Source organism: Bacillus sp. PAMC26543, from assembly GCF_014250375.1.
GTDB classification, from domain to species: Bacteria; Bacillota; Bacilli; order Bacillales; family Bacillaceae; genus Bacillus; species Bacillus halotolerans.
Genome location: NZ_CP060193.1, coordinates 2,607,767 through 2,631,049, shown reverse-complemented (window position 1 = coordinate 2,631,049; position 23,283 = coordinate 2,607,767). Strand labels below are relative to the sequence as shown.

Annotated in this window: 25 protein-coding genes; 15 read left to right on the top strand and 10 right to left on the bottom strand. The window is 42.3% G+C overall.

Annotation, left to right across the window (positions count from 1 at the left end):
- Positions 1-13 precede the first annotated feature (13 nt).
- From H7F27_RS13150 to mreBH, 3 genes are all read right to left on the bottom strand, one after another.
- A complete protein-coding gene (locus H7F27_RS13150; RefSeq protein WP_185848000.1) occupies positions 14-1,246 on the bottom strand; it encodes an aminopeptidase in 1,233 nt (410 codons plus the stop codon).
- Between the two features lie 113 nt (positions 1,247-1,359).
- Positions 1,360-1,491, bottom strand: coding sequence for a protein YkpC (locus H7F27_RS13145; RefSeq protein WP_024121251.1), 132 nt, complete (start codon positions 1,489-1,491; stop codon positions 1,360-1,362).
- Positions 1,492-1,593: 102 nt separating this feature from the next.
- Positions 1,594-2,601 (bottom strand): cell shape-determining protein MreBH, encoded by a 1,008-nt coding sequence (mreBH, locus tag H7F27_RS13140; RefSeq protein WP_024121252.1) that lies wholly within the window; start codon positions 2,599-2,601, stop codon positions 1,594-1,596.
- 281 nt (positions 2,602-2,882) lie between these two features.
- Between mreBH and abhA the strand changes: the two genes are divergently transcribed.
- From abhA to ade, 5 genes are all read left to right on the top strand, one after another.
- Entirely contained in the window at positions 2,883-3,161 is a 279-nt protein-coding gene (gene abhA, locus H7F27_RS13135; protein ID WP_024121253.1) for a transcriptional regulator AbhA, read from the top strand.
- A gap of 190 nt (positions 3,162-3,351) precedes the next feature.
- Positions 3,352-4,638 (top strand): two-component sensor histidine kinase KinC, encoded by a 1,287-nt coding sequence (kinC, locus tag H7F27_RS13130; protein ID WP_185847999.1) that lies wholly within the window; start codon positions 3,352-3,354, stop codon positions 4,636-4,638.
- Positions 4,639-4,653: 15 nt separating this feature from the next.
- Positions 4,654-5,484: a gamma-glutamylcyclotransferase family protein gene (locus tag H7F27_RS13125; protein WP_185847998.1), complete on the top strand. Its 831-nt coding sequence runs from the start codon at positions 4,654-4,656 to the stop codon at positions 5,482-5,484.
- Between the two features lie 71 nt (positions 5,485-5,555).
- Positions 5,556-6,221, top strand: a complete 666-nt coding sequence (gene ktrC, locus H7F27_RS13120) for a Ktr system potassium transporter KtrC (protein WP_010334094.1) — start codon at positions 5,556-5,558, stop codon at positions 6,219-6,221.
- A 156-nt stretch (positions 6,222-6,377) separates the two neighbouring features.
- Positions 6,378-8,111: an adenine deaminase gene (gene ade, locus H7F27_RS13115; RefSeq protein WP_185847997.1), complete on the top strand. Its 1,734-nt coding sequence runs from the start codon at positions 6,378-6,380 to the stop codon at positions 8,109-8,111.
- Between the two features lie 34 nt (positions 8,112-8,145).
- Here the strand turns inward: ade and rnjA are convergent, their stop codons facing one another.
- Both rnjA and rnpZA read right to left on the bottom strand, forming a co-directional pair.
- Positions 8,146-9,813 carry a ribonuclease J1 gene (gene rnjA, locus H7F27_RS13110; RefSeq protein ID WP_010334096.1) on the bottom strand — a complete coding sequence of 556 codons (1,668 nt, stop codon included), beginning with the start codon at positions 9,811-9,813 and terminating at the stop codon, positions 8,146-8,148.
- Positions 9,814-9,818: 5 nt separating this feature from the next.
- A complete protein-coding gene (rnpZA, locus tag H7F27_RS13105; protein ID WP_010334097.1) occupies positions 9,819-10,028 on the bottom strand; it encodes an RNA polymerase subunit omega 1 in 210 nt (69 codons plus the stop codon).
- A gap of 381 nt (positions 10,029-10,409) precedes the next feature.
- Here rnpZA and H7F27_RS13100 point away from each other — a divergent pair, with 381 nt between their 5' ends.
- Complete coding sequence (locus H7F27_RS13100; protein ID WP_185847996.1) at positions 10,410-11,183, top strand: Cof-type HAD-IIB family hydrolase; 774 nt, start codon at positions 10,410-10,412, stop codon at positions 11,181-11,183.
- Between the two features lie 41 nt (positions 11,184-11,224).
- Here H7F27_RS13100 and def read toward each other — a convergent pair whose 3' ends face one another.
- Entirely contained in the window at positions 11,225-11,779 is a 555-nt protein-coding gene (def, locus tag H7F27_RS13095; protein ID WP_185847995.1) for a peptide deformylase, read from the bottom strand.
- Positions 11,780-11,888: 109 nt separating this feature from the next.
- Positions 11,889-12,044, bottom strand: coding sequence for a YjcZ family sporulation protein (locus H7F27_RS13090; RefSeq protein WP_024121259.1), 156 nt, complete (start codon positions 12,042-12,044; stop codon positions 11,889-11,891).
- Positions 12,045-12,262: 218 nt separating this feature from the next.
- Here H7F27_RS13090 and H7F27_RS13085 point away from each other — a divergent pair, with 218 nt between their 5' ends.
- From H7F27_RS13085 to lpdA, 5 genes are all read left to right on the top strand, one after another.
- Complete coding sequence (locus tag H7F27_RS13085; protein ID WP_185847994.1) at positions 12,263-12,934, top strand: YkyA family protein; 672 nt, start codon at positions 12,263-12,265, stop codon at positions 12,932-12,934.
- A 408-nt stretch (positions 12,935-13,342) separates the two neighbouring features.
- Complete coding sequence (gene pdhA / locus H7F27_RS13080) at positions 13,343-14,458, top strand: pyruvate dehydrogenase (acetyl-transferring) E1 component subunit alpha (protein ID WP_024121261.1); 1,116 nt, start codon at positions 13,343-13,345, stop codon at positions 14,456-14,458.
- Positions 14,459-14,461: 3 nt separating this feature from the next.
- A complete protein-coding gene (gene pdhB / locus H7F27_RS13075) occupies positions 14,462-15,439 on the top strand; it encodes a pyruvate dehydrogenase complex E1 component subunit beta (RefSeq protein ID WP_014113660.1) in 978 nt (325 codons plus the stop codon).
- 114 nt (positions 15,440-15,553) lie between these two features.
- Complete coding sequence (gene pdhC, locus H7F27_RS13070; protein ID WP_024121262.1) at positions 15,554-16,882, top strand: pyruvate dehydrogenase complex dihydrolipoyllysine-residue acetyltransferase; 1,329 nt, start codon at positions 15,554-15,556, stop codon at positions 16,880-16,882.
- A 4-nt stretch (positions 16,883-16,886) separates the two neighbouring features.
- A complete protein-coding gene (lpdA, locus tag H7F27_RS13065; RefSeq protein ID WP_095714720.1) occupies positions 16,887-18,299 on the top strand; it encodes a dihydrolipoyl dehydrogenase in 1,413 nt (470 codons plus the stop codon).
- 45 nt (positions 18,300-18,344) lie between these two features.
- Here lpdA and slp read toward each other — a convergent pair whose 3' ends face one another.
- A complete protein-coding gene (gene slp / locus H7F27_RS13060; protein WP_024121264.1) occupies positions 18,345-18,719 on the bottom strand; it encodes a peptidoglycan-associated lipoprotein Slp in 375 nt (124 codons plus the stop codon).
- Between the two features lie 430 nt (positions 18,720-19,149).
- On the opposite strand from slp, the gene H7F27_RS13055 reads away from it, so the two are divergent.
- Entirely contained in the window at positions 19,150-19,269 is a 120-nt protein-coding gene (locus H7F27_RS13055) for a GapA-binding peptide SR1P (protein ID WP_010334106.1), read from the top strand.
- Positions 19,270-19,305: 36 nt separating this feature from the next.
- On the opposite strand, the gene speA is transcribed toward H7F27_RS13055, so the two are convergent.
- Positions 19,306-20,778, bottom strand: a complete 1,473-nt coding sequence (gene speA / locus H7F27_RS13050) for an arginine decarboxylase (RefSeq protein WP_105992127.1) — start codon at positions 20,776-20,778, stop codon at positions 19,306-19,308.
- Between the two features lie 185 nt (positions 20,779-20,963).
- Here speA and H7F27_RS13045 point away from each other — a divergent pair, with 185 nt between their 5' ends.
- Positions 20,964-21,230 carry a UPF0223 family protein gene (locus H7F27_RS13045; RefSeq protein WP_024121266.1) on the top strand — a complete coding sequence of 89 codons (267 nt, stop codon included), beginning with the start codon at positions 20,964-20,966 and terminating at the stop codon, positions 21,228-21,230.
- 35 nt (positions 21,231-21,265) lie between these two features.
- Here the strand turns inward: H7F27_RS13045 and H7F27_RS13040 are convergent, their stop codons facing one another.
- Complete coding sequence (locus tag H7F27_RS13040) at positions 21,266-21,904, bottom strand: YktB family protein (protein WP_105992126.1); 639 nt, start codon at positions 21,902-21,904, stop codon at positions 21,266-21,268.
- A gap of 238 nt (positions 21,905-22,142) precedes the next feature.
- Between H7F27_RS13040 and H7F27_RS13035 the strand changes: the two genes are divergently transcribed.
- Both H7F27_RS13035 and suhB read left to right on the top strand, forming a co-directional pair.
- On the top strand, positions 22,143-22,331 hold the full coding sequence (locus H7F27_RS13035; RefSeq protein ID WP_010334110.1) for a hypothetical protein: 189 nt from the start codon (positions 22,143-22,145) through the stop codon (positions 22,329-22,331).
- A 137-nt stretch (positions 22,332-22,468) separates the two neighbouring features.
- Positions 22,469-23,266 (top strand): inositol-1-monophosphatase, encoded by a 798-nt coding sequence (suhB, locus tag H7F27_RS13030; RefSeq protein WP_185847993.1) that lies wholly within the window; start codon positions 22,469-22,471, stop codon positions 23,264-23,266.
- The last annotated feature ends 17 nt before the right edge of the window (positions 23,267-23,283 follow it).

Below are 23,283 nucleotides of genomic sequence, written 5' to 3'. Positions count from 1 at the left end.
CCTCCTTCTTTATTTAAAAAGCCCAATTTCCATTTCTAAAGATAGGTTCTCTTTTTCCGTCTTCAGTAATTCCATCAATGTTCATATCCTTAGAACCAACCATAAAGTCTACGTGGGTAATGCTTTCATTTAAGCCTTCTTTGACAAGCTCTTCGCGAGACATCTGTTTTCCGCCCTCAATATTAAAAGCATAGGCACTGCCGATCGCCAGATGATTTGACGCATTTTCATCAAATAAAGTGTTGTAAAAAAGAATATTTGACTGTGAAATAGCCGAATCGTACGGGACAAGAGCTACCTCACCAAGATAGTGAGAGCCTTCATCTGTTTCGACCAATTCTTTTAAAATGTCTTCTCCTTTTTCGGCTTTAATGTCAACAATACGGCCGTTTTTGAATGTGAGCGTGAAGTTTTCGATAATGTTCCCGCCGTAGCTGAGCGGTTTTGTGCTCGATACAAACCCGTCTACCCCGTCTTTTTGCGGCAGTGTGAATACTTCTTCTGTCGGCATATTGGCCATAAATTCATGTCCGCTTTCATTTACGCTTCCGGCACCTGCCCAAACGTGTTTTTTCGGCAGCTTGATTGTTAAATCAGTTCCTTCTGCTTGGTAATGTAAAGCGGCATAATGTTTTTGGTTCAAATGATCAACTTTTTCATGAAGGTTTTGATCATGATTGATCCACGCTTGAACCGGATTTTCTTCGTTTACGCGTGTGGCTTTAAAAATTTCTTCCCACAGGAGCTGTGTCGCTTCCTCTTCTGATTTGCCAGGGAATACTTTCTGAGCCCAACCTGCTGATGCAGCACCGACGACAGTCCAGCTCACTTTATCAGATTGAATGTATTGTCTGTATGTATGTAACGCTTTGCCTGCAGCTTTTTGGAAGGCGGCAATCCGTTTGGAATCTACACCTTGCAGTAAATCTGGGTTTGAGGATACAACTGAAATGAAAGCAGCTCCTTTCTTGGCAAGCTCTTCTCTGCCTTTCGCTTCCCATTCAGGATACTCTTCAAAGGCTTCAAACGGCGCCAGTTCATATTTTAATTTGGCCACTTCGTCATCCTGCCAGTTCACTGTTACATTTTTTGCGCCTTTTTCATATGCATGTTTTACAATCAGACGGACGAAATCGCGTACCTCCGTCGAAGCATTTACCACCACATACTGGCCTTTTTGGACATTAACGCCGGCCTCAACCGCCAGCTGGGCATATGTATTTAGTTTCTCTGAAAATGTATCCATCAATCTTTCCTCCTCGTGCTTTTTTCTCATCATATCAAATAATCTCCTATAAAGAAAAGAAAGGAGTGCAAAGAGAAAAACCCAAAACAAAATGGTTTTGGGCTTTTCAATACTTATGGATGATTCATTTTTACAGTACCTTCAGGCGCATGAGGCATGTTTGCCAGTGAAATGCTCATGCCTCCAAGAATGATTCCGCTCAAAATGGCTGCAATCGCTACCCGTCTTCCTAAATCTCTAAGCATCTGTTTCCTCCTTATCGTTTCTCCATTTCCCACAATATGAAGCGAGAGAGGAAAAAAGAAGCAGGAATTTCAATTACTTTCTGAGATTTTGCGAGAAAAGGATTATTTAACCGCTTTTTGGAGCTTATCAATCACCTCTAAAGAACGGCCGGTGCCGATTGCCACGGATTCAAGCGGGTTTGGCGCCACGTGTACAGGTACAACGATTTCTTCTGACAGCCATTCTTTGATCCCGTTAAGAAGCGCCCCGCCGCCTGTTAAAATTACGCCGCGATCGACAATGTCTCCGCTTAATTCAGGAGGACAGTCCTCAAGTGTGGCTCTAATCGCTTCAAGAATATGAAGGAGAGATTCACGCATCGCGTTTTGAATTTCATTTGATTGAAGCATAATGGTTTTCGGTAGCCCCGTCACAAGGTCACGTCCGCGAATTTCCATTGCATCCGGCACATGCTCAATCAATGCATGGCCAATTTCCATTTTAACCTGCTCAGCTGTACGTTCACCGATCAGCAAATTGTACTTTTTCCGCACAAAAGCAACGATATCCTCATCAAGCTGGTCTCCGCCGATTCTGATTGAATGGCAGGAGACAACGCCTCCAAAGGAAATAATCGCGACTTCCGTCGTCCCTCCGCCGATATCTACCACCACGTTAGCAACCGGCTCGTCAACCGGCAAATCCGCTCCGATTGCAGCTGCCACCGGTTCTTCAATTAAATGGACGTTTTTCGCTCCGCAATTTTTCACCGCGTCACTGATGGCGCGGCGTTCCACTGCAGTTGAGCCTGATGGTGTGCATACAACGACATTCGGCTTTCTGAACGACATGCCGATGCTCTTTCCGGCTTTTTTCATGATGTGCTTTAACAAATCAGTTGTCATATCGTAGTCAGCGATAACGCCGTCCTTCATCGGTCTGACAGCGACAATTTTTCCCGGTGTTTTACCGATCATATTTTTCGCGTCAGTCCCGATCGCAAGCACTGCTTTAGTCGTTGTATCTACTGCGACAACAGAAGGTTCATTTAAGATGATTCCTTTATTTTTGCTGTAAACAAGTATATTAGCTGTTCCTAAGTCAATTCCAATTTCAGTTGATTGAAACATGTTTTCACCCAATCTTTATCCTGATTTTATATGATTCTACATTTAAAGTTTCTAAGAAAAGAAGCGATTTTTGGGGGTGTGCGTCGGGAAAGAAATGTTTTTGTAAAAAACTGCGGAAGGGTGTAACAGAAGTAATACATTTTTCGGTTTTATGGAAAAAATATCTTGCGATTCTTCAAGAAAGCGGGAAACTTTTTCTAAGTTTCGTACGTCTACGATATATTGAGGGACAACCTTGAATATTACATGAAAAAAGAAACATTTAAGGAAGAAGGGTTTTTATGAAATCAATAGGTGTTGTAAGAAAAGTAGATGAATTAGGCCGTATTGTTATGCCGATAGAGTTAAGACGGGCACTGGATATTGCTATTAAAGACAGCATTGAGTTTTTTGTCGAGGGCGATAAAATTATTTTGAAAAAGTACAAACCTCATGGCATTTGTTTAATGACTGGGGAAATCACTTCAGAAAATAAAGAATACGGCAACGGTAAAATTACGTTAAGCCCTGAAGGCGCACAGCTGCTTCTCGAAGAAATTCAAGCCGCTTTAAAAGAATAATATATGTTGAAAAAGGCGGAATGGTGTAATCTCCGCCTTTTTTTGCGTGCCGATTTCTGATTACCGCCGCCTAAGATATGACATCATGAACAAAAGGTAATGAATGATTTGGGATACTTTACATATTTTACTCAATTATTTGTCGAAGAATGGTACAATAAACAGAGAAACACAAGCGGCAGGTGGTCATATGAGAAAATATCAAGCACGTATCATTTCCATTATTTTGGCAATGATTTTTATTATGTTTTGGGATTATTTATTTTATTTTATAGGCAAAAACCCGATTAATTGGCCTGTTGACATTGTGTATACAGCAGTAACGATTTTCAGTGTCTGGATGCTGGCGTATTATGTCGATGAGAAAAAACAGCTGGTCAAGAAAATGAAAGATAATGAATGGAAGTATAAACAGCTTTCTGATGAGAAGAACCGCATCATGGATAATTTACAGGAGATCGTTTTTCAAACAAATGCAAAAGGCGAAATTACATACTTAAATCAAGCGTGGGCAGCCATCACAGGTTTTTCGATCAGTGAATGTATGGGGACAATGTATAATGATTACTTCATAAAAGAAAAGCATGTAGCTGATCACATTAACACTCAAATCAAAAACAAAGCGTCCTCGGGGATGTTTACGGCAAAATATGTGACAAAGAACGGGACGATTTTTTGGGGCGAGGTTCACTATAAACTTTACTATGACCGAGATGAGCAATTTACCGGAAGCCTGGGTACAATGTCAGACATCACTGAGCGAAAAGAGGCTGAAGATGAGCTTCTGGAAATTAATGAACGGCTTGCGAGGGAGTCGCAGAAACTGTCAATCACGAGTGAACTGGCTGCCGGCATTGCACATGAAGTCAGAAATCCTTTAACGTCCGTCAGCGGATTCCTTCAAATTATGAAAACATCATATCCGGATAGAAAAGATTATTTTGATATCATCTTTTCAGAGATTAAAAGAATTGATCTGGTGCTCGGCGAGCTGCTGCTGCTTGCGAAGCCGCAGGAAATTACATTTAAAACGCAACCAATCAATGAAATTTTGAAACAAGTCACGACATTGCTTGATACGAATGCCATATTGTCCAATATTGCTATTGAAAAGAATTTTGGTGAGACGGAAGCCTGTATGATTAAAGGGGACGAAAACCAGCTGAAGCAGGTTTTTATCAATATTATTAAAAATGGAATCGAAGCAATGCCAAAGGGCGGTGTCGTAACGATTTCCACTGCTAAAACAGCTTCACACGCCGTAATAAGCGTAAAAGATGAAGGGAACGGCATGTCACAGGAAAAGCTTGAGCAAATCGGAAAACCTTTTTATTCAACAAAGGAGAAAGGCACAGGGCTGGGGCTCGCCATTTGTTTGAGAATATTAAAGGAACATAACGGGGAATTGAAGATTGAAAGTGAAGCTGGAAAAGGCAGCATCTTTCAAGTTGTTTTGCCTTTGAAATCTGACAGCTGAGAGGGGAAAAACAAGATGAACTCGCTTCTGTTTGTATATGGGACCTTAAGGAAGCATGAAAAAAATCATCATTTGTTATCACAGTCGGCTTGTATCAGTGAGCAGGCGCGGACAAAGGGAAGTCTTTTTAATACGGCAGCCGAGGAACCTGCGGCCGTGTTTGGGGCTGATGGCTATATTTGCGGTGAGATATATGAAGCAGATGCATCGTGTATACATAAGCTTGATCTTTTGTATCAAGGCTACCACAAGAAATCTGTACATGTCGAAACTGATGCTGGAATCAAGGAAGCACTTGTATATTATATGAAAAAAGATGATAATGCTGACTTTGTGAAAATAGGCAGCGGTGACTGGAAAGAACATCAGATGATCAGCAAATCTAAAGATCCCGTGTACTATTTTGCCTACGGATCTTGTATGGACAATGCCCGTTTTCAAAAAGCAGGGGTTGATCATTATTTTCAAGATCCAGTGGGAGGAGCTGTATTAAAAGGGTATACAACCCGCTTTACGTTAAAAAGACCAGACGGCTCAAGAGCGGATATCACTGAAGACGGAGGCACGACAGAAGGGGTGTTATATCGTCTTCCTTTTTCAGCTGTCGCCTATTTGTATAAAAGGGAAGGGGTTGAATCTCTTACCTATCGGCCGGCATTTGTAGACGTTGAAGCAGGGGGAAAGCTCTATACCGATTGTTTAACCTTTCTCGTCCTCCGAAAAGAAGCAGAAACAGCACCTCCTCAGCATTATCAAATCGAGATTGAACGGGGAGCGGAGCTTTATTTGACCCCGGGCTTTACTGAACGGCTTAAGCAGCATATGAATTCGCTGCCAAAAGGTTGATGAAATTAACACTGCCTCAAAAGAATATGTTAAAATTTGATCAATATGATGTTAGGTAAAGGAGCACCACTATGAAAAAAGAATTTGCCGTAATTGGACTCGGCCGTTTTGGTGGAAGTATATGCAAAGCATTGAGCGAAGAGGGCGTCGAGGTCATGGCGATGGATATTGATGAAGATAAAGTCAACGAGTATGCCAAGATTGCATCACATGCCGTCATCGGAGACTCGACCGATGAATCTGTTCTGAAAAATTTAGGTTTGAGGAATTTTGACCACGTCATTGTTGCGATCGGTGAAAATATTCAGGCGAGTATATTAACAACTCTGATCCTCAAAGAACTGGGTGTCAATACGATTACAGTTAAGGCTCAGAACGATTATCATGAAAAAGTGCTGTCCAAAATCGGCGCGGATCACATTGTCCACCCGGAACGTGATATGGCAAAAAGAATTGCGCATAATATCGTTTCCAACAATGTACTTGATTATTTGGAGCTGTCAGAAGAGCATAGTCTCGTCGAGATCGTGGCCAACAGCCGTCTTGCCGGAAACACTCTTCTCGATTTAGATATACGGGCGAAATACGGTATTAATATTGTAGCGATTAAAAGGGGCAAGGAAGTCATCGTGTCGCCGCTTGCGACTGAAGTGATACATCAAGAAGATATTCTCATCGTCATTGGATCGGTTACGGATATTTCACGTTTTGAGAAAAGAGTTCTTCATACGAAATAGAAGAAATATAAGCCGTCCTTAGGGACGGTTTTTTCATATTATCAGAATATAACAACTTTAATGAACTAAGCGCCAATTTACTAAAATTTTATTGACTACGGATAAGCGTTCCGATAGCATATTGTACCATATAAATAAAAAAGAGGAGGGGGCCATTTGAATAAAGAAGCGCTGGTCAAAAGGCTGAATGCTTCAGCCCGCAGACAAAAAGCTGACATCGTCATTAAGAACGGGAAAATCATGGACGTATATAATCATGAGTGGATTTATGAAGATATTGCGATAACAGACGGAGTTATTGTAGGCCTCGGCCAGTATGAAGGTGAAGAAACCATTGATGCAGAGGGGCAAGTCATTGTGCCGGGATTTATTGATGGTCATGTACATATTGAGTCATCAATGGTGACACCGATCGAGTTTGCAAAAGCCGTATTGCCGAATGGCGTGACGACCATCATTACCGATCCGCATGAAATAGCGAACGTGTCCGGTCAGGAAGGGATCAAATTTATGATTGAACAGGCTCGCCAAACACCGCTGAATATCCATTTTATGCTTCCCTCCAGTGTGCCTGCCGCCAGCTTTGAGCGATCCGGTGCGGTACTTCGGGCGGCCGATTTGAAGCCATTTTACGAAGAGAAGGAGGTATTGGGTCTGGCTGAAGTGATGGATTATGTATCGGTTGAGCAGGGTGAAGCAGACATGGTTAATAAGCTGTTTGATGCCCGGAGCGCGGGGAAACGGATTGACGGACATTTAGCAGGCTTGTCAACTGATCTCATCAATATATACAGAACCGCTTTTGTCTTGACTGATCATGAGGTAACGACGAAGGAAGAAGCGCTGGATCGTATCAGAAGAGGAATGTACGTCATGATGCGAGAAGGGTCAGTCGCCAAAAACACAATGAAAGTGCTGCCGGCTGTTAATGAAAAGAATGCGCGCCGTTTCTTTTTCTGTACTGATGATAAACACGTAGATGATTTATTGTCAGAGGGAAGTGTGAATCATCAGGTGAAAATGGCTATTCAAGCAGGTCTCGATCCGTTTTTGGCATACCAATTAGGAAGCCTGAATGCAGCGGAATGCTACGGACTAGATACAAAGGGAGCGGTTGCTCCGGGATTTGACGCCGATTTGCTCTTTATTTCAGATGTGGAAAATGTCACTGTCACAAAGACGTTGGTAAAAGGACAAACTGTTGCTGAAGATAATAAAGCAGTCTGTCAGGCGCAAGCTCATACGCTAACACCAGATCCGGCGCTGCTTCATTCCGTTAACCTTGCTGCTCCTCTTTCCGAACAGGATTTTCATATGCCAATTGATCCCCAGCAGCAGATGAATGTCATTCAAATCATACCAAATCAGCTTGAAACACGCCTGGTGAGTGTTCCGGCTCCGGAAGCATCCATTTTTCAGCCTGACATCGATCTTGACTTGTTAAAGATTGCAGTCGTCGAACGGCATAAGGGATTAAAAGAAACGGGACTTGGTATTGTGAAAGGATTTGGTTTGAAAAGCGGGGCGATTGCAACAACGATTTCACACGATTCGCATAATATCATTGCCGTGGGGACAAATGACACCGATATCGCAGCCGCAGTTAATAAGCTGCAGGAAATTGGCGGCGGATTAACAGTTATAAAGGACGGGGAAGAACTTCACTCGGTTGCTCTGCCGATTGCGGGGTTATTATCCGACCAATCTGCAGAATTGGTGAATCAAAGCTTAATGACGCTTCATGAAAAGCTCTCATTCATCGGTTTCAAAGACCGGTTTAACCCATTTTTGACGCTTTCATTTTTGGCTTTGCCTGTCATTCCTGACATCAAAATGACGACAACAGGGTTGTTTGATGTAAAGTCATTTCAGCATATAGCACTGCAATAAAAAAGATGCACTCCTAAGTGAGTGCATCTTTTTTTTAAACCTCCATAATGATCGGAAGGATCATTGGGCGGCGTTTCGTTTTTTCATATAAGAACGGAGCAAGCGTATCCGTGATCTCATTTTTGATTTCTGACCATTGAGTGGTTTTTCGTTCCATGACTTTTTGCAAGTGGTTTGAAATGAGCTCCTGGGCGTCATTGATCAAATCACCTGATTCTCTCATGTAAACAAACCCTCTGGAAATCAAGTCAGGGCCCGCTGAAATCTTAAAGTCATCCATATCTATGCTGACAACGACGATCACAAGACCTTCTTCAGAAAGAATTCTGCGGTCGCGAAGCACGATATTTCCAATATCACCGATACCGCTACCGTCGATATATACTGAACCGGATGGGATTTTACCGGCAACTGAAGCTTCATCGCCTTTAAGCGCCAATACTTCACCGTTATCCATGATAAAGCAGTTTTCTTCAGGGATGCCGCAATCTGTCGCAAGCTTGACATGCATCTTTTGCATTCTGTACTCACCGTGAATCGGCATGAAGAATTTAGGCTTGATTAAACGAAGCATCAGCTTTTGTTCTTCCTGTCCGCCGTGACCGGATGTATGGATATCATTAAGAGGTCCGTGAATAACCTCGGCCCCCGCACGATACAGCTGGTTAATTGTGCGGCTCACGCTGATTGTGTTGCCTGGGATAGGGGATGAAGAAAATACGACTGTATCTCCAGGATTGATTGAAATCTGCCGGTGTGTGCCGTTTGCAATTCTGGATAAAGCCGCCATCGGTTCCCCTTGGCTACCTGTACACAGGATCGTTACTTTATTGGCAGGAATGCGATTGATTTCATTATGTTCAATAAACGTATTTTTAGGACAGTTAATATAGCCGAGAGTTTGTCCGATTTCGATAGCCGATTCCATACTGCGTCCAAATACGGCAACTTTTCTTCCATTTAATACAGCAGCCTCAATTACCTGCTGCAAGCGGTGAATATTCGACGCAAATGTAGCGAAGATAACTCGGCCGTCCACCTTGCGGAAAATGTCATGAATGCTTTCTCCGACACGGCGTTCAGACATAGTGAACTCGGGGTTTTCACTGTTTGTGCTGTCTGAAAGGAGGCACAGAACGCCTTCTTTGCCGATTTCTGCCATTTTCGTTAAGTTTGCCGGCTCGCCGACTGGAGTAAAGTCGAATTTGAAATCTCCAGTATGTACGATGTTTCCGGGCGGCGTTTTTACAACAATACCGTAGGAATCCGGAATACTGTGTGTTGTTCTAAAGAATGACACAGCCGTTTTGCGAAATTTTACGATATCATCCTCACCGATGATGTTAAGCTTAGTCTGTCTTAATAATCCGTGCTCTTCAAGTTTATTCCGAAGTAAGCCGATCGCGAGTTTACCGCCGTAAACGGGAATATTGACTTGTCTAAGCAGGTACGGGATGCCGCCGATATGGTCTTCGTGCCCGTGAGTGATAAAAAGCCCTTTAATTTTATCTTCGTTTTTAACTAAATACGTGTAATCGGGAATGACGTAATCAATACCGAGCAGTTCGTCCTCGGGAAACTTGATCCCCGCGTCAATCAGCACAATTTCATCCTGAAACTGCACTGCATACGTATTTTTACCGATTTCACCCAGTCCTCCGAGGGCGAAAACAGCAGTCTGATCGTTTTTTACAAATTTCATACCGCTCATAACTCCAATACTTTAAAATTTTCACTCTGTTGCTCATATTCTAAAAAAGCACCGTCAACAGGTGTGATAAATTCAATATTAAATTTCTTGTCTTTCAGTTTCGTTCTGACGTCACGCTCTGATACGCCTTCAATATAAAGTGAATCTGTTTTTTCCCGAACAGGTACTTCCTCAGCTTTTTTTTGATAAAATACCTTATAAATCATCCAAATCTCTCCTTAAATGCCGTATGTTAGACTCGCTTATTCTATTATATTCGAAAACGGAATATAAGGAAAGTCTTGAGCAAAATAAGGACCTTTCAAAAAGGGACAGATCCCTTATCAGGCAATGGCTTTCCTGCGGAGCATTCCGTTCCATTGTCTTCTGAGTTTCTTTTTTAATTTCCGAAGCATACCGCGGTCCCTCCTTCGATTGATACTTGTCCAAGGCTGTTTTATACAAATAGTATACGGAGTTTAGCACGGACTTTCCGTGGATATTAATGGAATTTTATTTTGTTTTTGAGGGAAATAGTTTGCTGAACTGAAATCTTTTTGTATGATGAGTGTGGGAATTGCAGATTTAGACGATAAAGGGGAATAACGATGGACTCAAAATTAATTTTTTTCGATATTGACGGCACGATATATGATCACGACAAAAAGATACCGGAAAGCACAAGAAAAACGGTAGCGGAGCTTCAGAGGCAGGGGCACCATGTGTTTATCGCCAGCGGGCGGTCCCCGTTTCTGGTGAAGCCGATTTTAGAGGAGTTAGGCATTCACTCATTTATTTCCTACAACGGTCAGTATGTCGTCTTTGAAAATGAAGTGATTTATAAGAATCCGCTGCCTGAAGAGGCAATCAGAAGATTGTTAAAGCAGGCGGGAGAAGGAAGCCACCCGGTTGTGTTTATGGCTGAAGATACAATGAAAGCGACTGTTGCTGACCATCCTCATGTCTTGGAGGGAATCGGCAGCCTGAAAACCGACTATCCTGAAACCGATGACCTCTTTTATGAAGGAAAAGAAATTTTTCAGCTTCTGCTGTTTTGCCAGGATGAAGAAGAAAAAATTTATGGGGCTTTTCCAGAATTCGATCTTGTGCGTTGGCATGAGCTTTCGACTGATGTGGTGCCGCGCGGCGGATCAAAGGCGGAGGGGATTAAAAAAGTAATCGAGCGCCTTCCGTTTGATATCAGCGATACATATGCCTTCGGTGACGGATTAAATGATCTGCAAATGATTCAGTTTGTCGGAACAGGCGTTGCCATGGGGAATGCCGTTCCTGAATTAAAAGAAGTTGCGGATTTTGTAACAAAGCCTGTAGACGAGGATGGAATTGCTTATGCTGTCAAAGAATTAGGCTTGCTAAAATAAAAAAGCGGCTGGCACTTATAGTGTCAGCCGCATATTTTCTTTTAGCGGTCAATCGCCATCGCGTTTTCAGGTTCTTTAAATGGATTTTCTTTATCGATATGATCATAAAACATAACGCCATTTAAATGGTCGATTTCATGCTGAAATACAATCGCCGGAAATCCTTTTAAACGAATGTCTATTTGTTCTCCCTCCAGTGTTGTTCCTTTCACTCTGATACGAGCGTAGCGCGGAACATAGCCGGGAATTGCCTCATCAACTGACAGGCAGCCTTCACCGCTTGTTAAATAGCTTCTTTCAACGGAATGGCTGACGATCTTCGGGTTAAACAATGCATAGCTGTATAACTTCCCGGAAGCATCTTCTGTATGGACTGCGATCATCCGTTTATTAATATTAATTTGAGGTGCCGCAAGTCCTACGCCGGGGCGCAGATTGTATTTTTCAGCCAATTCCGGATTTTGGCTGTTTTTTACGAATTCAATCATATCTGCCAGCTGCTGTTTTTCTTCTTCTGTGGCAGGCAGCCCGACAGGCTCTGCTGTCTCTCTTAAGGCAGGGTGGCCGTCGCGCACGATGTTTTCCATAGTAATCAAGAAACTTCACTCCTAAAGCTTAATATGTAAATTATATCGGATTTCTTCGTAAAGGTGCAACGAAACGAATGACCAGCCGTAAATGGCTGGTCAGTGTTTTACTGTGTAATTAGCAACAGCCTCCGCCTAAATAAGCAGCTCCAACAATGATTAACAGAATGAATAAAACAACGATTAACGCAAATGTGCGGCCATATCCTGCTCCGCCATATCCGTAACCATAACTGCAGCAGCCTCCGCCGTAACCATATCCATAACCGTACATGAACATAACCTCCTCTTTTAATTACGCCAGAGCCTTGTAGTAGGCATAGCGTCTACAATAACCTATGTAAAAACAAAAAAGTTGTATGGTCATCTGTCCTGATTTTTGACGATTTAGATTTGTTTTTTTGCTCAGCAAGCCATGCGATAACCACCTGGCTATTGTCAAATATCTCTATGGATTCTATAGTAGAAATTGTCAAGATTGGGGGATTTAACGTGAAAGACAGAATAAAACGGCGCCACGGTGTGAAAATCGGAGCCTTTTGCGCTGTGACTTTCCTATTAACAGGGTGCGTGGGACAGGATCCGGTGGATTCGCTTCATGACTCATTAGAAAAAGTCGCTGATCTAGAAAAACCGTTTCAAGAAGAACAGAAAACGCTCGAGGAATTAGAGAAAAAAGAACATGCTCTCTACAATGATGTCATCAAGCTCAATATGGATGATTATAAAAAAATCGTTTCATTATCAGACGAAGCGCTAGAGAATGTAAATAAACGCGAAGAACATCTGAAGCTTGAAAATGAGAGCATCGAAAAATCCGAATCAGAATTTGAGGAAGCCAAAACATCCGCAGAAAATATTAAGGATAAACACATCAAGGCAAAGGCCGAGACTGCGGCAGATCATATGAAAAAAAGATATGATGCATACAGCTCTATGTCTGAAGAATATGAAAAAGCCATTAAACTTGATAAAAAACTGTATAAGCTGCTGAAAGACAAAGACTTGACGCTGGATAAGCTTGATCAGCAGATTGAAAAAGCGAATGCATCTTATAAAAAAGTCCTTAAACAAAGCGAAGAATTTGATGTGCAAACGGAGAAATATAATAAAGCCCGCGAAGATTTATATGACGCCGCAGGCTATCACATAAAAAAGAGCTGACTATGATCAGCTCTTTTTTAAAATTCTATTCAAAATTTAAATTTCTATTGTAGTACAGTGTGATAGGTTATACTAGTACAGTTTAAGGTACAGGCTGCATCTGTTTTTTTATAGAAAATGTAAAGCGAATACATTTATTGAAAATCAGCGATGAAAACGATTGACGGTTCTTCTTTATATGGTGTAAACTAATCCATGTTAAGCGGTGTTGTATTAGTTTTTTACAACTTCGAAATAATACAGTTCAAAGCAGAGTGTAACTATCCTACATAAATGGTTTCGGCAAACTGGGGATCGGCTAAAATATATACGACTTACTGCTGATACTTTAGGGTACCCTAAGTTTGTATGTATAAAAGGAATGCACGTCTAATGACTGTTTAAAAGAAAGGAAGAGGTGACTTTAGTATGGCTGCAAAAACGAAAAAAGTAATCGTTGATAGTAAGAAGCAATTTGATGCCATTAAAAAGCAGTTCGAAACGTTCCAAATTTTAAATGAAAAGGGAGAAGTCGTGAATGAAGCGGCGATGCCTGATTTAACTGATGATCAATTGAAAGAGCTTATGCGCCGCATGGTATTTACGCGTGTGCTTGATCAGCGCTCTATCTCATTAAACCGTCAAGGACGTCTCGGATTCTACGCTCCTACTGCGGGCCAAGAAGCTTCTCAGATTGCTACACATTTCGCGCTTGAAAAAGAAGACTTCGTTCTTCCGGGATACCGTGATGTGCCTCAGTTAATCTGGCACGGCCTTCCATTATATCAAGCGTTCCTGTTCTCTCGCGGACATTTCCGAGGAAACCAAATGCCTGATGATGTGAATGCCCTTTCTCCACAAATCATTATCGGTGCTCAATACATTCAAACGGCCGGTGTTGCGCTAGGTCTTAAAAAACGCGGTAAGAAAGCTGTCGCAATCACTTACACTGGTGACGGCGGAGCTTCACAAGGGGACTTCTACGAAGGAATTAACTTTGCCGGCGCTTATAAAGCACCTGCGATCTTCGTTGTACAAAACAACCGTTACGCGATTTCAACTCCAGTTGAAAAACAATCTGCAGCAGGCACAATTGCACAAAAAGCAGTAGCTGCCGGTATTGTGGGCGTACAAGTAGACGGAATGGATCCGCTTGCTGTATACGCTGCAACTGCTGAAGCACGCGAACGGGCGATTAACGGCGAAGGCCCGACACTGATTGAAACACTGACATTCCGTTATGGCCCGCACACAATGGCTGGTGACGATCCGACTAAATATCGCACAAAAGAAATCGAAAACGAGTGGGAGCAAAAAGATCCGCTTGTACGCTTCCGTGCGTTCCTTGAAAACAAAGGCCTATGGTCTGAAGAAGAAGAAACAAAAGTAATCGAGGATGCAAAAGAAGAAATTAAGCAGGCGATCAAAAAAGCGGATGCTGAGCCTAAGCAAAAAGTAACTGATTTAATGAAAATCATGTTTGAAAAAATGCCTCATAACCTTGAGGAGCAATTTGAAATTTATACACAGAAGGAGTCGAAGTAAGCCATGGCGCAAATGACAATGATTCAAGCAATCACGGATGCGTTACGCACAGAACTGAAAAATGACGAAAATGTCTTAGTTTTCGGAGAAGACGTTGGTGTTAACGGCGGCGTATTCCGTGCGACAGAAGGATTGCAAAAAGAATTCGGTGAAGACCGTGTGTTTGACACGCCACTTGCTGAATCTGGTATCGGCGGTCTTGCCCTTGGATTAGGCTTAAACGGCTTCCGTCCGGTAATGGAAATCCAATTCTTTGGATTTGTTTACGAAGTAATGGATTCAGTTTCTGGCCAAATGGCTCGTATGCGTTACCGTTCTGGCGGACGCTGGACTTCACCTGTAACCATTCGTTCTCCGTTCGGCGGCGGTGTTCATACTCCTGAGCTTCACGCTGACAGCTTAGAAGGTCTTGTTGCACAACAGCCTGGTATCAAAGTTGTTATTCCATCAACTCCTTACGATGCCAAAGGACTTTTGATTTCTGCGATCAGAGACAACGATCCTGTTGTTTTCTTAGAGCACATGAAGCTTTACCGTTCTTTCCGTCAGGAAGTTCCTGAAGAAGAATACACAATTGAGCTTGGCAAAGCTGACGTAAAACGTGAAGGTACTGACCTTTCAATCATCACTTACGGCGCAATGGTTCATGAATCATTAAAAGCTGCCGAGGAGCTTGAAAAAGACGGCATTTCTGCTGAAGTTGTCGACCTTCGCACTGTAAGCCCGCTTGACATTGATACAATCATCGCATCTGTAGAAAAAACAGGACGCGCGATTGTTGTTCAAGAGGCACAAAAACAAGCCGGTATTGCTGCAAACGTAGTAGCAGAAATTAATGACCGTGCGATCTTGAGCTTGGAAGCACCTGTACTTCGCGTGGCTGCGCCTGATACAGTATTTCCTTTCTCTCAAGCGGAGAGCGTATGGCTTCCAAACCATAAAGATGTTCTTGAAACAGCAAGAAAAGTACTTGAATTTTAATCAAACTGCATAATCGAGAGGGAAGATGAACGTTTTCCCTCTATTATATATCTGTTTTCAATGCTTACGTTGTAAACTTTAAAATTGCTTAATCAAACTAGGAGGTCGAGAACTGTGGCATTTGAATTTAAACTTCCAGATATCGGGGAAGGTATCCACGAAGGCGAAATCGTAAAATGGTTTGTCAAGCCTAACGATGAGGTTGACGAAGATGATGTACTGGCGGAAGTCCAAAATGATAAAGCAGTAGTAGAAATTCCTTCACCTGTTAAAGGAAAAGTATTAGAATTAAAAGTTGAAGAGGGAACGGTTGCAACTGTTGGACAAACGATCATTACGTTTGATGCACCTGGTTACGAAGACCTTCAATTTAAAGGCAGCGATGAGTCTGGCGACGCAAAAACTGAAGCACAAGTTCAGTCTACTGGTGAAGCTGGACAAGATGTTGCGAAAGAAGAGCGTGCTGAAGAGCCTGCTAAAGAAACTGGCGCAGGACAGCAGGATCAAGCTGAAGTTGACCCGAACAAACGCGTGATCGCTATGCCTTCTGTACGTAAATACGCTCGTGAAAAAGGCGTAGATATCCGTAAAGTAACAGGTTCAGGCAACAACGGACGTGTTGTAAAAGAAGATATCGACAGCTTTGTAAACGGAGGAGCGCAAGAAGCTGCGCCGCAAGAAACGGCTGCACCTCAAGAAACAGCTGCTAAACCGGCTGCTGCACCGGCTCCAGAGGGTGAATTCCCAGAAACTCGCGAAAAAATGAGTGGTATCCGTAAAGCAATTGCAAAAGCGATGGTTAACTCTAAACATACTGCTCCTCATGTAACACTAATGGACGAAGTGGACGTAACAAACCTTGTTGCACATCGTAAACAGTTCAAACAGGTTGCTGCTGATCAAGGCATCAAGCTGACATACTTGCCTTACGTTGTAAAAGCTCTTACATCTGCACTGAAAAAATTCCCTGTTTTAAACACGTCAATTGACGATAAAACAGATGAAGTAATCCAAAAACATTACTTCAACATCGGTATTGCTGCTGACACTGAAAAAGGCTTGCTTGTGCCAGTTGTAAAAAATGCAGACCGTAAAGCGATCTTTGAAATTTCTGATGAGATCAACAGCCTTGCAACAAAAGCTCGTGAAGGCAAGCTTGCTCCGGCTGAAATGAAAGGCGCATCTTGCACAATTACAAACATCGGTTCAGCCGGCGGACAATGGTTCACTCCGGTTATCAACCATCCAGAAGTTGCGATTCTTGGTATCGGACGCATTGCAGAAAAAGCGATTGTTCGTGATGGCGAAATCGTAGCAGCTCCAGTCTTAGCTCTTTCTCTCAGCTTCGACCACCGTATGATCGACGGAGCGACTGCGCAAAATGCACTAAATCACATCAAGCGTTTACTGAACGATCCACAATTAATTTTAATGGAGGCGTAATGTTATGGTAGTAGGAGATTTCCCTATTGAAACAGATACTCTTGTAATTGGTGCGGGACCTGGCGGCTATGTAGCTGCCATCCGCGCTGCACAGCTTGGACAAAAAGTAACAGTCGTTGAAAAAGCAACTCTTGGAGGCGTTTGTCTGAACGTTGGATGTATCCCTTCAAAAGCGCTGATCAATGCTGGCCACCGTTATGAGAATGCTAAGCATTCTGATGACATGGGAATCAATGCTGAGAACGTAACAGTTGATTTCACAAAAGTTCAAGAGTGGAAAACTTCTGTTGTTAACAAGCTTACTGGTGGTGTAGCAGGTCTTCTTAAAGGCAACAAAGTAGATGTAGTAAAAGGCGAAGCTTACTTTGTAGACAGCAATTCAGTTCGTGTAATGGATGAGAATTCTGCTCAAACATACACGTTCAAAAACGCAATCATTGCGACTGGTTCTCGTCCTATCGAATTGCCAAACTTCAAATATACTGAGCGTGTCCTAAATTCAACAGGTGCTTTGGCTCTTAAAGAAATTCCTAAAAAGCTTGTTGTTATCGGCGGCGGATACATCGGAACTGAGCTTGGAACTGCGTATGCAAACTTCGGCACTGAGCTTGTTATTCTTGAAGGTGGAGATGAAATTCTTCCAGGCTTCGAAAAACAAATGAGTTCCCTTGTAACTCGCAGACTGAAGAAAAAAGGCAACGTTGAAATCCATACAAACGCGATGGCTAAAGGCGTTGAAGAAAAAGCTGACGGCGTAACAGTCACTTTCGAAGTAAAAGGTGAAGAAAAAACTGTTGATGCTGATTACGTACTGATTACTGTCGGACGCCGTCCAAATACTGATGAGCTTGGTCTTGAGCAAGTCGGTATTGAAATGACTGACCGCGGTGTTATCAAAACTGACAAACAGTGCCGCACGAACGTACCTAACATCTATGCAATCGGTGATATCATTGAAGGACCGCCGCTTGCTCACAAAGCATCTTACGAAGGTAAGATTGCTGCAGAAGCGATCGCTGGAGAGCCTGCAGAAATCGATTACCTTGGTATTCCTGCGGTTGTCTTCTCTGAGCCTGAGCTTGCATCAGTCGGTTACACTGAAGCACAAGCGAAAGAAGAAGGCCTTGACATTGTTGCTGCTAAATTCCCATTTGCAGCAAACGGCCGCGCGCTTTCTCTTAACGAAACTGACGGCTTCATGAAGCTGATCACTCGTAAAGAGGATGGCCTTGTAATCGGTGCGCAAATCGCCGGCGCAAGCGCTTCTGACATGATTTCTGAATTAAGTTTAGCTATCGAAGGCGGCATGACTGCTGAAGATATTGCTATGACAATTCATGCACATCCAACATTGGGTGAAATCACAATGGAAGCTGCTGAAGTGGCAATCGGAAGCCCGATTCACATCGTAAAATAATAGAGATGACATAAAAAACAGCCCCGTAAGCGGGGGCTGTTTTATTTATTTAGACAGTACATGCTGTAATGGTTTAATGATGTCTTCTTTCTTTTTCACACATCCCTCTATTTTCACAACGACATGCCGCTGATCAACTACCATGAGAGTAGGGACGGTTTCGATTTCATCTTCCCAGCCTTTTCTGTTATCGTATACCTTCATTTTATCTATTTGATCAGGATAATCCTTTTCTAAATCTAGCAGAGCATCATAATATGACGCCTCTTGATCAATTTGATTTTCATCAGAAAAAAATAGGATTTGAGTATGATGAATGCTGTCAATTCGGCTTTTTTTTATTGGATTGATTGTGGAAAGGGTGCAGCCCGATAAAGCAAATACTATCATCAGTATGGGAAATACCGCGCGATATCGCATCTATCTTCTCCTCTGTATAAACCATAGTAAACTAGTTTTAGTTTATCACGAGTAACCGCGTCATCTGCTTCTTGTTACCTAATTGTTATATAATTGAAACCGTTTTTAAAGAGAGATAACATCTCTTTAAACCGAATACTCTGAACGCACACATTATTCATCGCGAATCATTTGCAATTTCGTTACACTATTCAAAAAAGTTCGCGAAAACATGAAATCACAATGTCTTTTCAGCATAAGTATCGAATGAAAGCGTTTGTTAAGAAGATGATAATTCATGGAACCGAAAAGAAAAAACATGTTACATTAAAAGTTTTTGAAATAAATGTGTTATACAGTTTGTTGTTGACATTTTAAATGTGACATATTAATATAATACCAACAAAAGAAATTAAGCGTTTTCAAAATTAAAAGAAATGGGGAATGAGAGATGGGTACGATTGTTTGCCAAGATTGTAACGAAGCCATTCATTACTTCGAGGATGAGAAGGTTACAACGTTATACGGAACATGCTGCGGACAATGTCAGTGTCCTCTTGATGAAGAGTAAGAAAAAGCATGCGGCTTAGCCGCATGCTTTTTGTATTTATTGAATAGCTTTTTGCTCTTTTATGACTCGAATCATGCTCAAAGTAGAATCCTCCGGTCCTTGAACTGGAAGTCCGGCATCAATGTTTTTGAAGATGTAGCTGATGTTTTCTTCTGTAATAATCTCGCCCGGGATAAAGATAGGAATTCCAGGAGGATACACCATCACAAATTCAGCGATAATCCGTCCTGCTGCTTCTTTTAATGGAACAACTTCTGTATTTGCATAGAAAGCGTCACGCGGCGTCATCGCCAGTAATGGGATTTCTGGAAGCAGTACCTTTGTCTGTTTATGCGTAACATCATTTGCTGACATTTGACGCGCTATCTCTTTTAAAGCTTCCACAAGGCGATTTGCATCGTTCTGGCTGTCACCAGGTGTGAAGATACACAAAATGTTATACAGATCTGAAAGCTCTACTTCAATATTAAAGGATTCCCGCAGCCACTTCTCGACATCATGTCCTGTGAGCCCGAGGTTTTTAACTGAAATAATTAATTTTGTCGGATCATAATTGTAAGCCGCTTTAGAACCGAGAATTTCAGAACCGACACAGTAAATGCCGTCAATTTGGTTCAGACGTTCTCTCGTCTGATTAGCAAGCTTCAACGTTTCTTCAGCAAGCTGATAGCCTTCTGTCGCAAGCCGTTTTCTGGCCACGTCCAAAGAGGCTAGAAGCAAATAAGAAGTAGACGTGGTTGTTAGCATGCTGAGTATCGATTGCACTCTGTCTTTAGAAACAAGGCCTTCTTTCATGTTTAGAATAGAGCTTTGTGTCAGTGATCCGCCTAGCTTATGCACACTTGTCGCAGCCATGTCTGCACCTGCCTGCATCGCTGAAAGCGGAAATTGGTCGTGAAAATGAATATGAACGCCGTGTGCTTCATCGACCAGAACCGGCACATCAAAGGAGTGGGCTAGTTCTACGATGCTTTTTAAATCAGCAGCTACTCCGAAATATGTCGGGTTGATCACAAGAAGCCCTTTGGCATCAGGATGTTCATGCAGCGCCCGTTTAGCGGATTCAAGTGTAATGCCGTGAGAGATGCCCAGTTCATTGTCAATTTCAGGATGAATAAAGATTGGGACAGCTCCGGAAAATACAATAGCTGACATAATGGATTTGTGCACATTTCTTGGAATGATGATTTTATCTCCAGGTCCGCAGACAGCCATCACCATTGTCATGATTGCGCCGCTTGTTCCCTGAACAGAAAAAAAGGTATGATCCGCGCCGAAAGCTTCGGCCGCCAAATCCTGCGCTTCTTTAATAATGCCTTTAGGCGCATGCAGGTCATCTAATGGTTCAATATTAATCAAATCTATACTTAACGCGTTTTCACCGATAAATTGTCTGAACTCTGGATCCATTCCTGCCCCTTTTTTATGGCCGGGAATGTGGAATTGAACAGGCTGTCTGCTTGCGTGCTTTTTCAGGCCTGTGAATAAGGGTGTTTCATGTTGCGACAATTGTTTTCCCACCTTTGTAGTAATACCTATGCATATTAGTGTGTATTAAAATCAGTTTCTCAACCGTTTTTTAGACGTAAAACAAATGAATTATATTATGAACTTGAAAGAATGTAAAGAACAATTTATGATCAAATGAAGATGCTTTTTGTAAAAGGAAAGCGAATCTATAAGGAGTGAAGAAAATGGAATACCAATATCCGATGAATGAAGATTGGACAACCGAAGAAGCAGTGGATGTGATTGCATTTTTCCAGCAGGTTGAGCTGGCTTATGAAAAGGGAGCAGACCGTGAAGAGCTGCTAAAGACGTATCGGCGATTCAAAGAAATTGTGCCGGGAAAAGCTGAAGAAAAAAAGCTGTGCGGCGAGTTTGAGGAACAAAGTACATACTCTCCTTATCGTACGGTCAAGCAGGCGAAGGAATCTGACCAGGCAAAGATTAAGATGTAAAAGGAAAAGAGCCGGATGAGGTCCCGGCTCTTTTTTTATGCTTGTGATACTTTTTGGGTTAAGCGGTACAGAAATGCAAGCTGCTGGAAGGCATCATCGATTCGCTGAAGGAATTCTTGGTTATTCATATTCAGCACCTCTTCTTTTTGAAGCTGAATGCCGCATAACAGCTCGGCTTTCTTTATTGTCTGCAACCGTTCGAACATTGTCTTGAGCTGTTCCTTGCCCATTTCTGACTGCTTATGGACGCCTGGTTTTGTGTGATCCGCAGACCAAACAAAGCTGTCTGGAATGTGATTTGTAACGCTGTCTTGATTCGCTTCAAGCAATTTGCCGTATTCTTCTTTTATAGGGGACTCATAAATGATCGCGAACCATACAAAAACATGGCTCTCCCACAAGCCGATTTGAAAATGCGGCAGTTTTTTATAGCCTCTTTTGCTGTTTGCGAATGCCACCCAGCTGTCTGCAGGAGGGTTGACTGATCTCCTTGCATGCTTGGCCACATGGGGAAACATTTCATCTCCGGTTAAAGCGGATAATGTTGGGGCAAAGTGCTCGCCTAAAGCAGTCAGCTTCGGACGAACCCGTTCTTTTAACACCTCCATGCGCGCGTCTAAGCCGTCTATTGTAAATGTGTTAAAGTCTTCTTCAGTAAAACGCATTTGTGTCATGATTTTCCTCCTTCATGCTAAGTATACATATTTTATCACAGTTAGAACGCGCAGCAAAAAGATGAGCACGCGTTTGAAGAGAGGGGGAATGTGGTAATAAACGAATAGGTAAACACACAATTTTCAGAATCGTGTTACAGGTAAATAGAAGAATCATAGGATATAAGAAGTATCATTGTTGAATGGCAAAATGGGATGCTTTTTTAAAACAAATGATCTCTGGAAGGGGCGAAAGACAATGAGGCAAGTTGTGAAAGAGGGATTTAGGGAAGAGAAAAACAACCGTGTAGCTGTCTGGAGACTAGAGGTTGATTATGAATTGGCAACCCTTTATGAGGCAATGCAAAAGGAAAATGACGAACAAATTGAGCTAAGCAAAAACAAACTTGAACGTCTCAGAAAAGAATGGATTCGCCTCAACGGGTAAAAAGCTATAGTGAAAACGAACCGCGTGAATGGTTCGTTTTTACGTGAGAAGGCATATTTTTCATTTTCCTTGCTTTTTCACCGCCGTTATCAGTATCCTATAAAATAAAGGTCTACATAGAAAAGAGGTACATATGAATGACAAATTGGACGGAAATTGATGAGACTGCAAAGAAATGGATAAAAGAAGCAGGCGCAAGAATTAAAGAGTCGATGCACGAAAGCCTGACAATTGAAACAAAATCAAATCCGAATGATTTAGTCACCAATATTGACAAGGAAACGGAAAAGTTTTTTATCGACCGCATCCAAGAAACCTTTCCGGGGCATCGCATACTCGGAGAAGAAGGACAAGGAGACAAACTTAACTCGTTGGAAGGTGTCGTCTGGATTATCGATCCGATTGACGGGACGATGAATTTTGTGCACCAGCAAAGAAATTTTGCAATCTCTATCGGTATTTTTGAAAATGGAATTGGCAAAATCGGTTTAATTTACGATGTGGTGCATGATGAACTGTATCACGCGTTTAGCGGTAAAGGTGCTTATATGAATGAAACGAAGCTGTCTCCTTTAAAGGAAACCGTTATTGAAGAAGCGATTCTAGCCATTAATGCGACATGGGTGACGGAAAACAGAAGAATTGACCCGGGTGTGCTGGCACCGCTTGTGAAAAGGGTGAGAGGAACACGCTCCTATGGATCTGCCGCTCTAGAACTGGCAAACGTCGCTGCGGGAAGAATTGACGCTTACATTACGATGCGGCTTGCTCCTTGGGATTACGCAGCTGGCTGTGTGCTGTTAAACGAAGTAGGGGGCATTTATACAACGACTGAAGGAGAACCGTTCACCTTTTTAGAGAATCACTGTGTGCTGGCCGGAAACCCATCTATACATAAAACAATATTTGAAGAGTATCTTCATGCTGGAAAGTAGGCCATTTGAGCAGGACG

Excerpts from the sequence above, each read along its gene's own strand:
- H7F27_RS13150 (WP_185848000.1), bottom strand. The coding sequence starts at position 1,246 with ATGGATACATTTTCAGAGAAACTAAATACATATGCCCAGCTGGCGGTT.
- H7F27_RS13145 (WP_024121251.1), bottom strand. The coding sequence starts at position 1,491 with ATGCTTAGAGATTTAGGAAGACGGGTAGCGATTGCAGCCATTTTGAGC.
- mreBH (WP_024121252.1), bottom strand. The coding sequence starts at position 2,601 with ATGTTTCAATCAACTGAAATTGGAATTGACTTAGGAACAGCTAATATA.
- abhA (WP_024121253.1), top strand. The coding sequence starts at position 2,883 with ATGAAATCAATAGGTGTTGTAAGAAAAGTAGATGAATTAGGCCGTATT.
- kinC (WP_185847999.1), top strand. The coding sequence starts at position 3,352 with ATGAGAAAATATCAAGCACGTATCATTTCCATTATTTTGGCAATGATT.
- H7F27_RS13125 (WP_185847998.1), top strand. The coding sequence starts at position 4,654 with ATGAACTCGCTTCTGTTTGTATATGGGACCTTAAGGAAGCATGAAAAA.
- ktrC (WP_010334094.1), top strand. The coding sequence starts at position 5,556 with ATGAAAAAAGAATTTGCCGTAATTGGACTCGGCCGTTTTGGTGGAAGT.
- rnjA (WP_010334096.1), bottom strand. The coding sequence starts at position 9,813 with ATGAAATTTGTAAAAAACGATCAGACTGCTGTTTTCGCCCTCGGAGGA.
- rnpZA (WP_010334097.1), bottom strand. The coding sequence starts at position 10,028 with ATGATTTATAAGGTATTTTATCAAAAAAAAGCTGAGGAAGTACCTGTT.
- H7F27_RS13100 (WP_185847996.1), top strand. The coding sequence starts at position 10,410 with ATGGACTCAAAATTAATTTTTTTCGATATTGACGGCACGATATATGAT.
- H7F27_RS13090 (WP_024121259.1), bottom strand. The coding sequence starts at position 12,044 with ATGTACGGTTATGGATATGGTTACGGCGGAGGCTGCTGCAGTTATGGT.
- pdhA (WP_024121261.1), top strand. The coding sequence starts at position 13,343 with ATGGCTGCAAAAACGAAAAAAGTAATCGTTGATAGTAAGAAGCAATTT.
- pdhB (WP_014113660.1), top strand. The coding sequence starts at position 14,462 with ATGGCGCAAATGACAATGATTCAAGCAATCACGGATGCGTTACGCACA.
- lpdA (WP_095714720.1), top strand. The coding sequence starts at position 16,887 with ATGGTAGTAGGAGATTTCCCTATTGAAACAGATACTCTTGTAATTGGT.
- slp (WP_024121264.1), bottom strand. The coding sequence starts at position 18,719 with ATGCGATATCGCGCGGTATTTCCCATACTGATGATAGTATTTGCTTTA.
- H7F27_RS13055 (WP_010334106.1), top strand. The coding sequence starts at position 19,150 with ATGGGTACGATTGTTTGCCAAGATTGTAACGAAGCCATTCATTACTTC.
- H7F27_RS13045 (WP_024121266.1), top strand. The coding sequence starts at position 20,964 with ATGGAATACCAATATCCGATGAATGAAGATTGGACAACCGAAGAAGCA.
- H7F27_RS13040 (WP_105992126.1), bottom strand. The coding sequence starts at position 21,904 with ATGACACAAATGCGTTTTACTGAAGAAGACTTTAACACATTTACAATA.
- H7F27_RS13035 (WP_010334110.1), top strand. The coding sequence starts at position 22,143 with ATGAGGCAAGTTGTGAAAGAGGGATTTAGGGAAGAGAAAAACAACCGT.
- suhB (WP_185847993.1), top strand. The coding sequence starts at position 22,469 with ATGACAAATTGGACGGAAATTGATGAGACTGCAAAGAAATGGATAAAA.